Annotated in this window: 9 protein-coding genes; 6 read left to right on the forward strand and 3 right to left on the reverse strand. The window is 58.1% G+C overall.

Translation table 11 applies throughout. The features are described from left to right. Window positions 1-179 precede the first annotated feature (179 nt). The 6 genes from BT114_RS14200 to BT114_RS14225 all read left to right on the forward strand — a co-directional run bounded on the left by BT114_RS14200 (window position 180) and on the right by BT114_RS14225 (window position 7,224). Complete coding sequence (locus tag BT114_RS14200) at window positions 180-2,630, forward strand: phosphoketolase family protein (RefSeq protein ID WP_072327162.1); 2,451 nt, start codon at window positions 180-182, stop codon at window positions 2,628-2,630. A gap of 75 nt (window positions 2,631-2,705) precedes the next feature. Continuing rightward, the gene (minC, locus tag BT114_RS14205; RefSeq protein WP_072327163.1) at window positions 2,706-3,398 is read left to right on the forward strand and encodes a septum site-determining protein MinC; all 693 of its coding nucleotides are present in this window, start codon (window positions 2,706-2,708) and stop codon (window positions 3,396-3,398) included. A gap of 23 nt (window positions 3,399-3,421) precedes the next feature. After that, complete coding sequence (minD, locus tag BT114_RS14210; RefSeq protein WP_072327164.1) at window positions 3,422-4,234, forward strand: septum site-determining protein MinD; 813 nt, start codon at window positions 3,422-3,424, stop codon at window positions 4,232-4,234. Beyond that, on the forward strand, window positions 4,234-4,518 hold the full coding sequence (gene minE, locus BT114_RS14215) for a cell division topological specificity factor MinE (RefSeq protein ID WP_072327165.1): 285 nt from the start codon (window positions 4,234-4,236) through the stop codon (window positions 4,516-4,518). Before minD ends, minE begins: the two co-directional genes overlap by 1 nt. A gap of 14 nt (window positions 4,519-4,532) precedes the next feature. Next, window positions 4,533-6,002, forward strand: coding sequence for an exodeoxyribonuclease I (sbcB, locus tag BT114_RS14220; protein WP_072327166.1), 1,470 nt, complete (start codon window positions 4,533-4,535; stop codon window positions 6,000-6,002). A gap of 4 nt (window positions 6,003-6,006) precedes the next feature. Continuing rightward, window positions 6,007-7,224, forward strand: a complete 1,218-nt coding sequence (locus BT114_RS14225; protein WP_072327167.1) for a multidrug effflux MFS transporter — start codon at window positions 6,007-6,009, stop codon at window positions 7,222-7,224. Here the strand turns inward: BT114_RS14225 and BT114_RS14230 are convergent, their stop codons facing one another. From BT114_RS14230 to BT114_RS14240, 3 genes are all read right to left on the reverse strand, one after another. Further along, on the reverse strand, window positions 7,225-10,050 hold the full coding sequence (locus tag BT114_RS14230) for an insulinase family protein (protein WP_072327168.1): 2,826 nt from the start codon (window positions 10,048-10,050) through the stop codon (window positions 7,225-7,227). It lies immediately after the preceding gene. 64 nt (window positions 10,051-10,114) lie between these two features. Continuing rightward, the gene (locus tag BT114_RS14235) at window positions 10,115-10,789 is read right to left on the reverse strand and encodes an SOS response-associated peptidase (protein ID WP_072327169.1); all 675 of its coding nucleotides are present in this window, start codon (window positions 10,787-10,789) and stop codon (window positions 10,115-10,117) included. Between the two features lie 25 nt (window positions 10,790-10,814). Next, complete coding sequence (locus tag BT114_RS14240; protein WP_218163526.1) at window positions 10,815-12,065, reverse strand: GGDEF domain-containing protein; 1,251 nt, start codon at window positions 12,063-12,065, stop codon at window positions 10,815-10,817. Between the last annotated feature and the right edge of the window lie 487 nt (window positions 12,066-12,552).

Consider the following 12,552-nt stretch of genomic DNA (forward strand, 5'->3'; position numbering starts at 1 on the left):
CGGCCCTTGCTGCAAAAAAATGAAATAAAACAATCGCTATCGACGGGTGCAAAGCTGCGTCAGGACGCTTAGACTTCATGAAGATAAAAAAACTGTCCTGACACCGGGTCAGCCGTTCATTCTAACAGATGAACCCCGGTCTCGCGCAGTAATAACCTGCAGTATGCCAAGGAGTTTTTATGACTGCCCATTTCCCTGTAGCAGCCAGTGAGCTGCCCCATCTTGAACAACAGGCCCGCAGACTGCGTGAGCAGGATGCGGATTTTGCTGCCTGGGCGCAGGGACAAGGGGTGATCCTGCATCAGGATCTCACCCAGGTTCGCATGGCCCGCCTGCTGGATGAACTGGAAGCGCAAGGCCAGTCACGCAAGGCGCTGCTTCAGATGCTGACCGCTGCGGATCACCTGGCCAATGCTGCCATGTGGCTGGTGGTGCATGCCACCTACGCCAAGCGTGTGGATGTGGATGGTCGCCCGCTGGATGCGGCGGATTTTAAAGCCGATCCCCAGGGGCATACCGGAGGTTCGCTGAACATGGTGCCCGCTTATGTGGGTTACCTGCTGGCCAACCTGCTCAGTGGCAATACCCGCAGCTGGCTGATGGAGCAGGGGCATTGCGTGGCGGCCATAGATAGCGTCAACCTGCTGCTGGGTAACCAGAAACAGCGCCATGCCGAGGCTTACCCGGAGTGGTCTTCAGAGGTGTTGAGCCGTTTTGTGCAGGATTTTTATTCTTATGCGCTGGGGCAGGATGGTCGTCCGGCCTCACCGCTGGGCAGTCATGCCAACGTGAATACCGCCGGTGCGGTGAGCGAGGGTGGTTATCTGGGCTTCACCGCGTTGCAGTATGTACACGCCAGTGAAGCCGGTGAGCGACTGGTGGCGTTTTTGTCGGATGGTGCGTTTGAAGAGCAGCGCGGCAGTGACTGGGCACCCCTCTGGTGGCGTGCCGAAGACACCGGCTGGGTGGTGCCGGTGATGATAGCTAACGGGCGGCGCATCGATCAGCGCTCCACCCTGATGATGGAAGGCGGGGCAGACTGGTTTGCGGCCCACCTGAAGCACCATGGTTTTGAACCCAGTGTGATTGATGGCCGTGATCCGGCGGCTTTTGCCTGGGGCATTCTGATGGGTGAGCAGTGGCTGCAGGATGAGGTGGAAGAAATCCGCTCCGGTCAGCGCCATTATCCGGCCCGCCTGCCTTACCTGATTGCCGAAGCACCGAAGGGTTATGGTTTCCCCGGTGCCGGCACCAACCGCGCACACGGCACACCGCTGCCGGGTAATCCGGCAAAGGATGCTGAATCCCTGCGTCTGTTTAATGAAGGTGCTGCGCGCCTGTGGCAAGCACCGGAAACCCTGCGTCAGGCGGCGAGCCTGTTCCGCCAGCATGAAACCCAGCAGCGGCCGCTGGAGCGGGATCATGCACTGGCTTCGCGCCGTGTGGCGGACCCGGTGATGCCGCAAGCCCCCTGGATTGCAGCAGATCAGCGCCTGCACTCGCCGATGTCGGCGGTGGATGTGGCCTTCTGTGCACTGATCAAGGCCAATCCTGATTTGCGTGTGCGGGTCGGCAACCCTGATGAAATGTCCAGCAACAACATGAGCCTGACCCTGGCCAAGCTCAAGCACCGGGTGGCGCAGCCGGAGTTTTCCCAGGACGAAGCCCTGGACGGTGCGGTGATCACGGCGCTGAATGAAGAAGCAGTGATCAGTGCGGTGCTGGCCAACAAGGGCGGGCTGAATCTGGCGGTGTCCTACGAGGCCTTTTCAGTGAAGATGCTGGGTGCCCTGCGTCAGGAAATCATCTTTTCCCGCCACCAGATCGAAGCCGGTGAACAACCGGGCTGGCGTTCGGTGCCGGTGATTTCCAGTTCTCACCTCTGGGAAAACGGCAAGAACGAACAGTCGCATCAGGATTCCACCCTGGCAGAAGCGCTGCTGGGTGAAATGAGTGATGTGTCGCGGGTGATCTTCCCGGCGGATGCCAACTCGGCAGCGGCAGCCCTGCTGGAGGTGTATCGCCATACGGGGCAGATTGCCAACCTGATCATTCCCAAGCGGGCACTGCCGAGTGTGCTGAGCCCGGAGCAGAGCACACAACTGGCTGAACAGGGTGCGCTGTGTGTGGCCGGTGACCCTGCCGCACCCTTGCAACTGGTGGCGGTGGGTGCTTATCAGTTGCAGCAGGCGATGCGCGCCTGGCAGCGTCTGGATGAGCGTGGTGAAAAAGCCTCATTGGTGTACCTGCAGGAGCCGGGACGTTTCCGTATTCCGCGTGATGGCCATGAAGCGGACTGGGTGGCCACTGCAGCAGAGCGTGAAGCCCTGTTCCCGGCAGGCATTCAGGCGCGAGTGTTCCTGACTCATACCCGCCCGGAAGTGTTGCTGGGGCATCTGCGTTCGCTGGATCTGGGTGTGGATAAAACAGCCGCGCTGGGTTACATCAACCGGGGCGGCACGCTGGATGTGCATGGTCTGTTGCTGGCCAACCGTTGCAGCTGGGCGCACCTGCTGCAGCAACTGGCACAGCTGGCCGGGCGTGATGCGGCAGACTGGATGGAGGCAGATGAACTGGCGGCATTAAAAGGCCAGCGACACCTGACGGAACTGCTGCCACTGGCACGCTGATGTGGGTTTTGCCTGTATCCGGCTTTGTAATTTTCCGCTATCTTTGTGTGAAACATTTTTAAGCAGGAGGGGGGTATGCACCCACCGGCAAATGACAGGCTGAATCTGGTCTCGGTGCCACTGCGCATCAAGGGCACCTTTTTGCCGGCCACCTTGTTGCAACCGGCGGTGACACAGCCTGCCCGTTTTCGTGCCGGACTGGCGGAGCGCATCAGTCAGGGTGGAGCACTGCTGCAGACGGCACCGGTGGTGCTGGATCTGGCGCAGGTCACGGTGAGTGATTCGCTGCAACCCTGGGTGGAAGCCTGTCGTGAGTTGCAGGTGCAGCTGGTGGCCGTGCGTACCGATGTACCCGAACTGCAGCAGCAGGCCCGTGAACTGGGGCTGGTGGCACTTAATGGCAGTGAGCGTTCAGCCCCGGCCGCGAATCAGGAAGAAGTGCCGCGCACGAAGATACATCAGGGCACGGTGCGCGGTGGCCAGCAGCTGCTTTGTGAAACCGGTGATCTGGTCATAATGGGATCAGTGAATCCCGGTGCCGAAGTGCTGGCCAGTGGTCATGTGCATGTTTACGGTGCGTTGCGTGGTCGGGTGCTGGCGGGTATTCACGGTGATCGCCAGGCACGGATTTTCACTCAGCAACTGGATGCCGAGCTGGTGGCCATTGCCGGGCATTATCAGACCAGTCAGGCTGCTGACTGGCTGCACCGGGGGGTAGCCGGGTGCATCGCGCTGGAACAAGAACAGTTGGTGTTCAGCAGTTTCTGATCGGATATATAAAGGAGTAACACTTGGCAAAAGTGATTGTGGTCACTTCAGGCAAGGGTGGTGTGGGAAAAACCACCAGTTGTGCCTCTCTGGGAAGCGGGCTGGCGCTGCGTGGCCATCGCACGGTGATGATCGATTTTGATGTGGGTCTGCGTAATCTGGATTTGATTCTGGGTTGTGAACGGCGGGTGGTGTACGACCTGGTCAATGTGATCCAGGGCGAAGCCAGCCTGCAGCAGGCGCTGATCCGTGACAAGCGCGCGGATGAACTTTACATGCTGCCGGCTTCACAGACCCGCGACAAGGATGCCCTGACGCTGGAAGGCGTGCAGCAGGTGATTGCAGAGCTGAGCCGGGATTTTGATTACATCCTGTGTGATTCCCCGGCCGGTATTGAGCGGGGCGCACAACTGGCGATGTATTTTGCTGATGAAGCGGTGCTGGTGACCAACCCGGAGGTTTCTTCGGTGCGGGACACGGATCGCATCATTGGTCTGTTGCATGCCAAAACCCTGGCAGCCAAAGAAGGTCGCAAGATCACCGAGCACCTGTTGATCACCCGTTACAGCCCGGAGCGGGTGCATCAGGGTGAAATGCTGTCGCTGGAAGACGTGCAGGAAATTCTGGCGGTGCCGCTGATGGGTGTGATTCCCGAGTCAGAAGCGGTGCTGACCGCATCCAACAAGGGCATTCCGGTGATTCATGATGAAACCTGTGATGCCAGTCAGGCCTATCGTGATGCGGTGGCGCGTCTGCTGGGTGAAGAACGCCCGCTGCGTTTCACCGAGTATCGCAAGCAGGGCCTGTTCAGCCGGGTATTCAAGGGAGGTCGGTGATGAAACTGCTGGATTTGTTCCAACGTGAACAGCGCGCCTCAGCGGGAGAAGCCCGCGAGCGTTTGAAGATTATTCTGGCGCATGAGCGCAGCCTGCGCAGTCAGCCGGAGTTTCTGCCACGGCTGCAGCAGGATCTGCTGGAGGTGGTGAAGCGTTATGTCAGCATTCAGTCAGATCAGGTCCGGGTACAACTGGATCGCCATGATATGATGTCGGTTCTCGAAATCAACGTGACCTTTCCGAACACCGCCCTGTCCGGTGGTGTGCAAGGTGGCGGGCACTGACACATGGCACTGGAATGAATCGCAAGACTGATGAGCTGACCTTTCTCTGGCACGACTACGAAACCTTTGGTGCGGATACCCGGCGGGATCGCCCCTGCCAGTTTGCCGCCATTCGCACCGATGCCGATTTCAACGAGATCGGTGAACCGCAGATGTTTTACTGCCAGCCGGCGGACGATTACCTGCCGCACCCGATGGCACTGCTGATCACAGGCATCACCCCGCAGCATGCCCGCCGTGAAGGCATGCCGGAGGCAGAGTTTGCCGGGGAAATCCATGCCCTGATGAGTCAGCCGCGCACCTGTGTGGTGGGTTACAACTCGATTCGTTTTGATGATGAAGTCACCCGCCAGATGTTTTACCGCAACTTCATTGACCCTTACGGGCGTGAGTGGCAGAACGGTAATTCACGCTGGGACCTGATTGATCTGGTGCGGGCCACCTATGCGCTGCGCCCGGAAGGCATTCAGTGGCCACGCAAGGAAGATGGCAGCCCCAGTTTCCGACTCGAAGACCTGACGGCTGCCAATGGCATCAGCCACGGTGATGCGGCCCATGATGCCTTGGCCGATGTGCGTGCCACCATTGCGCTGGCGCGACTGCTGCGTCAGGCCCAACCGCGATTGTTTGATCACCTGTTCAGTCAGCGTGGCAAACACCAGGCTGCAGCGCTGCTGGACCTGAATAATCCCCGTCCGTTGCTGCATGTCTCCAGCCGTTTTCCGGCCAGTCGGGGTTGCTGTGGCATCGTGCTGCCGCTGGCGGCCCACCCGACCAACCCCAACGGGGTGATTGTTTACGACCTTTCGGAACACCCGCAGGAGCTCTTGTCGCTGTCGGCAGAAGCACTGCACGAGCGGGTGTTCACCACCCAGGCCGAGCTGGAAGCAAAAGGTCAGAAGCGTGTGCCGCTGAAACTGGTGCACCTGAACCGTTGCCCGGTATTGTTGCCGGTGAAAGCCATGGAGCCTGCCAATGCTGCGCGCCTGGGGCTGGACCTGACCACCAATGAACAACACTGGCAAGTGTTGCAGCAGGCGGATGCCGGTGTAGCCGACAAGGTGCGTCAGGTGTTTGCAGCAGAAAGTGGTTTTACCGATGCCGGTGATCCGGATCTGATGCTCTACTCCGGTGCCTTCTTTTCCAATGCCGATCGTCAGCGTTTTGATGAACTGCGTCGCCTGCCTCCGGAAACCCTGGGGGAAACCCCGCTGGTGTTTGATGATCCGCGAGCCGAGGAAATGCTGTTCCGTTATCGGGCGCGCAACTGGCCGGAGTACCTGACCTCTGCCGAGCGTGAGCGCTGGGACGAGTTTCGCTGGCAGAAGATCAACTCACCTCAGCTTTCCAGCCTGACCCTGCGTGGACTGGAGCAGGAATTGCTGCGTCTGAGCCAGCAGCCGCTGGATGAGGAACAACGCTTCCTGCTGCAGGAGTTACAGTTCTGGGTGGAGTCGCTGCTGCCGCTGCAGTTCATGGAATAAAACCATGTCTCCAACTTTTCTGGTGGTGCTGCTGTCCCTGCTGCTGGGGCTGCAGCCACTGACCACTGATCTTTACCTTCCCGCTTTGCCTGCCATCACTGACTTTTTTGGTGCTGACCCAGGCAAGGTGCAGTTGACCCTTTCGGCATTAATTTTATCCTTTGGTCTGTCGCAGTTGGTGTGGGGGCCGGTTTCTGATCGTTATGGCCGCAAGCCGGTGATGCTGCTGGGGCTGATGCTTTATACCCTGGCGGCACTGGGCAGCAGTCTGGCGGCCAGCCTGGAAGCACTGATTCTGTGGCGCATCCTGCAGGGCGCTGCGATGGGTGCCGCCATCATGTGTGGTCGGGCGCTGGTGCGGGACCTGTTTGATGATCCAGTGCGGGGTGCACGGGTGATGAGTCTGGGTTTGTCCGGGCTGGGTATTCTGGCCTGCCTGGGTACTCCACTGGGGGGTGCCCTGATGCAATGGTTCGGCTGGCGTGAAACCCTGTTTTTTCTGGCACTGTTTGGTGGAGCAGTGTTGCTGCTGGCCAGCCTGCGGATGCAGGAAACCCTGGCAGCACCCAACCATGATGCACTCAGGCCGACACGTCTGTTCGGCATCTGGAAAACAATTCTGGGTCATTCAACCTTCTGGGCATTTGCGCTCTTGCAGGTGGGCAGTTATGCCGGTCTGTTTGTGTTCCTGGTCAGCTCTTCCTTTGTGTTCATCCGGGTGCTGGATGTGAGTGCACTGGGTTATGGCCTGCTGATGTTTTCCATGTCGTTTTTTTATATTGTTGGCACGCTGATCTGCCGCCGCCTGCTGCTGCATTTTTCGGTGACTGCCACGGTGGCGTTGGGTGGTTTATGTGCTTTACTAGGCGGTGGTCTGTTGCTGCTTTCGGTATTGCTGGAGTGGCCGGGCATCTGGGCAGTGATGCTGCCGGTGTACCTGTTTGTGATTTCGCATGGCATTAATCAACCCTGCTCCCACAGTGGGGTGATGCAGCCTTTTCCGCATTCGGCAGGTGCCGCCACCGCGCTCAGTAGTGTGGTGATGGTGTTGGTGGCTTTTGTGGTCGGATTGTTGCTGGGGGAAGGTTTGTCAGAGCCGCTGTTACCCATGGCAGTGGGCATTGGCAGCAGTGGTGTGTTTGTGGCTGCCGTGGCCTGGTTGCTGGTGCCGATGGCTGCCCGCTCGTCGGAACGGGCAGCGCATCAGACTGCGGTTGAGTGATCAGGGGCTGACCGGCTGCCATTCCCAGCTGCGTGCTTCCTGACCGGGCAGCAGGCGGCCTCGGCGCTCCGGGGTGCTGCCCAGCAGATAAAAGCCCCTTTCCCGATTCAGCAGCTGTTCATAAAAGTGAATCAGCTGTTCCTGGCTGGTGTCTTTCAGGGTATTGGCCAGTCGCTGACGGTGAGTGAAGTCCTGACGGCTGTTGCCGATTTCCCGCCAGAAACGTTCAGCACGCTGACCCAGGCGCTTGTCTGCTTCCAGCAACTGGCTGATCAGGCTGTTGCGATGCTGGTTAAAGTCCGCTGCTTCCAGACGTTCCAGCCGCACAATATCTTCCCGCAGGAATACTTCAATGGCCTCGGCCAGATAATCCGGTTCTTCTGCCGGTGACTGGATGAAATAAAACAGGCCCGGTTGCTGCATCAGTGGCAGGTAGTTGCTGAACACGGCATAACCCAGCTGCTGGCGGGTGCGCAGCTCATGAAAGAAGGCCGAGGACTGCAGGTGAGCCAGCAGGCGCATCTGTGCTTCTTCTTCCAGCCCGTAACGCTGCCCCTGGATGTAATAGAGGATGGCGCGGTCATTGTGCTGCGGATGAATTTTTTCACTCCACTGCCCCGGTGGGATCTGCCGGATCTGCATCAGGTCCACGGCATCAGCAGTCAGTGAGGGCTGCAGCTGTGCTTCCACCTGGTTGGCCAGTTGAAGGGCTTCCGCTTCGGTCACATTACCCCAGGCCAGCAGTTGCACATGCAGCCTGGCGGTGAAAGCCGGGATAAAGGCTTTCAGGTCATCAGCAGTCAGCGGTGCCAGGGCTTTTAACTGTTCTTCCAGCGTCCAGCCACCCGGTTGCAGGGTGTTGCGATAAAGCTCCCGGATCAGTTGCTGGGGCAGGCGATCCCGCTGCTGGTTGCGCAGATTCTGTTCCAGAGTCTGCTGCAGGCGCAGGAACTGACCTTTATCCACCTGGGCTTGCTGCAACTGGTCGAGCATTTTCATCAGCAGGCGTGGCTGGCCTTCGTTGAATCCGCCCAGGCTCAGGGTGATGCCACGGCTGTGTGGATAAACCTCGTAGTGAATACCGGCCAGACGTGCCGGGTAACCAGGGGCGTTGAGCTGGTCGTTGAGCCACTGGGCAGTGAGCTGGGCCAGCAGGCGGTTGTTCAGATCTGTGGCCACATCCGGATTCTGCAAGCTGACAAACCACTGTGCACGCGGCACCTTGAAGCTGGTGTCCTGCCCGTGCCAGAGCTGCAAGCCATGGCCTGCAACGGGCAACAAGCGAGGTTCGGCATCATTGGCACCGGCATGCAGGGCCAGGCTGGATGGCATGAAGGGGTTGGCATCCGGCAGGCGTGTTGCTGTTTGTGCCGCTGCAGTGACCGGTGCAACCGGGCGTGTCAGGCGGTATTCAGCCGGTACCCAGGGAGCTGTCTGGTCGGTGGTTGCATCCGGGTTGACATGCACCGCCAGCAGGCGTTCCGGCGTCAGTTGATCCAGCAGGCTTTGAATGCGTTCTGCCGAGAAGCGATCAAAGGCATGGTGGGCGCGCAGCACGTCCTCAAAAGGATAACGGGCCATGTTCATGGCCAGATGGGTGACCAGGTTACGAGCTTCGCCCGGTTCGGCAAAGCGGAAGGCGTTGGCGGCCTGGGCGGCATCTTCTTCAAATCGCCAGGCGACAATGCCTTCATTGCGAATCAATTCCAGATGGGCAAACACCAGTGACTTGATGGCTTCTATCTGCTGGTTGCCGCTGGCGGTCAGTTCAATGTGAATGCCAAACAGGGCTTCCTGTCCGGTTTGCATCTGGCTGCCGGCAGACAGACCGGTGGCCCAGCCGCGCTGCTTCAACAGTTGCAGCAGGCTGCCTTCCCCTTCATGGCCGATCAGCCCGGCCAGATAACGATCCGGTTTCAGGCGGTAGTCGGCAGTGGGATCGGTGATCGGGAACAGCAGTTGCAATTGGCGCTGCTGGCGCAGGGGCTGGATTTCCAGCAGTGCCGGCAGGTCAGTGGCACGGATCAGCTCAGGCCAGACAGGCTCAGCGCTGGCCGGGCGGGATTGAATGGCGGCAAAATGCGCTTGCACCATGGCACGCAGTTCATGGATCGGCTGAGGGCCGAGTACCACCAGAGTCATGCGGTCAGGCGTGTAATACTGCTGGTGGAAGTCCAGCATGGCTTCACGCAGTGCCGGGTTGTTGATGTCCAGGGTTTCACGGTTGCCTGCACTGAAGCGTGAGGCTGGATGTTCGGGGTTGAATGCCTGGCGCAGGGCGGAAAGGCGACGGCGGGCATCATCCTGCAGGGTGCCACTCCACTCGGAGTTCACGGCATTGACTTCACGCTCCATGTACTCGGGGCTGAACAGTGGATCAATGAAGAAGCGTGACATGCGCTCCAGGGCCGGATTCAGATGATCCGGCTGGATATCAAAGAAGTAGTTGGTATCACGCGGGGCCGTGAAGGCATTGTGACTGCCGCCATGCTGGCTGATGAAACGCTGGTAGGCATCCGCTTCCGGAAAGGTGGCGGTGCCCAGAAACAGCATGTGCTCCAGAAAGTGGGCCAGCCCGGGCCATTCATCCGGTTCATGAAAGCTGCCTGCAGCAACATTCATCGAGGCTGCCGCCCGATCAGCTTCAGCATCACTGATCACCAGCACCCTCAGGCCATTGGGCAACTGCAGCCCGGCATAACTGCGGCTGTCATTCGGGCTGGTGACCGGCGTCAGGGTCTTGGTCTGAAAAGGCATCATGGAGCAGGCGCTCAGGGTCAGGGACAAAGTCAGGGTTATCAGGATAAAGCGTATCTTGCCATTCATGGTTCAAATCCAGGTTCAGGTCCGTGAGGGTAAAGGCAAGCACAAGGCCGGAAAGTTCAATGCATCAACCCGATCGACGGCGTCTTTCTGCAACCGGGGTGGCAACCTGGCCATGCTGATTGGCCGGATCATTCACCAGTGGGCTGACAGGGTAACACTCCAGCTCCTGATCTTCGGTCAGGAGTAATGACTGAAGCTGTTCTTTGGATGTGTCTGGATGCAGCCACTGTTGCGCCTGTTCTGCTGGCAGCTTTAATGGAATGCGATCCGTCAGGCGAGCCAGCCAGGGGTCAGCGGCAACACTGATCAGGCCAAAGGAGTCGTAGTGACGCCCTGGTGCCACCGGGTAACGGGTCCACAGACCGGCAAGAAAAAAAGGACGATTGTGCTGCATGCGTATGGCAAAGGGGTGTTTGCCACGAGACAGCTGCACCCAGACATAATAGCCAGTGACAGGGAGCAGGCAGCGACGTGTTGCAAAACTTTCACTGTACATCGGGCTGCTGGTCACGCTTTCACTGCGCAGCATATAAGGTGCCTGATCCAGTTGCTTCATCCATGCTGGGGTAAAGCTCCAGAAAGCATCATCCAAGATCACCTTGTTATCCAGCTGGCGCAGGATCGACAGGGTGCTGCAGGGGGCAAGGTTAAAGCCGGTGCGCAACTCGGCCATGCGCGTCACCGGCAGACCCAGCTCCTGTTCTGGGTTGTAGGGGGTGACAATCAGGCGCCCGCTCATGTCGCCCCTTTATCTGAATGGAACATCATTTAAACAGGGCAATGCGGTTACGCCCTGCTTCCTTGGCTTTATACAGGGCTTTGTCAGCAGCTTTGATCACTTCTTCCGGGCTGTTGAGTTCGCTGGTGCGCTCAGCCACCCCCATGCTGATGGTGACAGAAACCGAGTCAGCCTGGCTGCCATGCCGTTTCTGCTTGCCTGTTTTGTTGTCAGCAGGGCGGCTGGCTGTGTCACGAATACGAACCTGGTAGGCTTCAATGGCTTCCCGCAGCTTTTCCAGATAAGGGCGCGCTTCTTCAGCGGTTTTGCCGGGGAATACCAGAGTGAACTCTTCTCCGCCATAACGGTAAGCCTTGCCACCGCCGCTGACCTTGTTCAACTGGGCGGCAACCATTTTCAATACCTGATCACCAATATCATGACCATAGGTGTCGTTGAATTTCTTGAAGTGATCCACATCCGACATGGCAATGGCATAGTTACGGCCCAGGCGCTGCAAGCGTTCATTTAATGCACGGCGACCTGGCAAACCAGTCAGGTCATCACGGAAGGCCATATGAAAGGCTTCATGAAGCACGGCCAGACTCAGCATCAGCACGGCTAGGCTGGTGATCAGCGCAGGTGCATGACCGGCATGAAAATATGGCAGCATCAGCATCATGCTGACCAGTGCCACCCACTGGGAGGCAAAATAGGGCTGTGGGTTGCGAATCAACTGAATCATCAGAATCAACGCACTCAATAAAAAGGCCAGTGCAGGAATCTGTGCCATGCGGAGCTTTTCAACATGGATGGCCGGAAAGTAAATGCGCGCAAAAAAATCGGCCAGCTCTGCAGGAAAGCGGTGGGCCACGGCAACCAGAATTAAGGCTGGAAGGCCGAGAAAGGCCAGACGCAGAAACAGGTCCTGCAACAGATGGAAGCGTTCAGTCCAGAGTGAGTTGATCGTCAGTAGCAGTGGCAGCAGAAAACTGATCAGGAGGTAAGACAGTTCTGGTGGTATGGCAGCAGGAGTACGGTTGATCACGGGTTGATGCACCAGTTGCATCAATGCCAGATAGGTGACCAGAACCATCAGCACCGCAAAGAAGTTGCGAGTGCGGGCATAACTGAAAGCCAGCAGGCCGCCGATCAGGGCAAACAGCCATACCGACACATCCATGAAACGGGCCAGGGGTGTGGGCAACAGATCGAACACCAGCACAAAGAGCCCGGCTGCTGCGAGCAGTAGCGGAGCAACAAATAAAGGAAAGATGTAAGCCAGGCGGTGACGCACGCGGGGTTCCTTGATCGTTTGGTTGTGTTGTACCACTGTTGGCTGCTGCCCGGAGTCCTCCCGGGCCACAGAACAGGTCAGAGTATAAGTCTAAATGGCTGCCAACTGCAGCCGTGTAAATTTTTTCCGTAAAAGTACTTGCAAGGCGTAATCGAATGCCTATAATACGCAGCTCTTGTCAGGACGGCCTCGGAAACGGGGTGAGCAGGAAGTTTTGGCAAGGGGTGTAGGGGTTTGTTTTTTCAGGGTTTTCTTTAGAGAATTTGAAAAAAGAGGCTTGACACTGAGTGGAGTTGCTGTAGAATGCGCCCCACTGATTCGGCAGGTGGCTGGGTTGAGAAATCCGGGTCTGTTTTGAATCACGCTCTTTAAGAATGAAGCATCAGGTACATTCATGTGGGCGCTTGCGGGATGTTTTGTGATCAGTCACAAGATATCAAGGCAAGCGACTCGTCGGGATTGAATTTGATTTGATCCCAATTATTCG

The organism is Marinospirillum alkaliphilum DSM 21637, assembly GCF_900119735.1.
Classification (GTDB): Bacteria; Pseudomonadota; Gammaproteobacteria; order Pseudomonadales; family Halomonadaceae; genus Marinospirillum; species Marinospirillum alkaliphilum.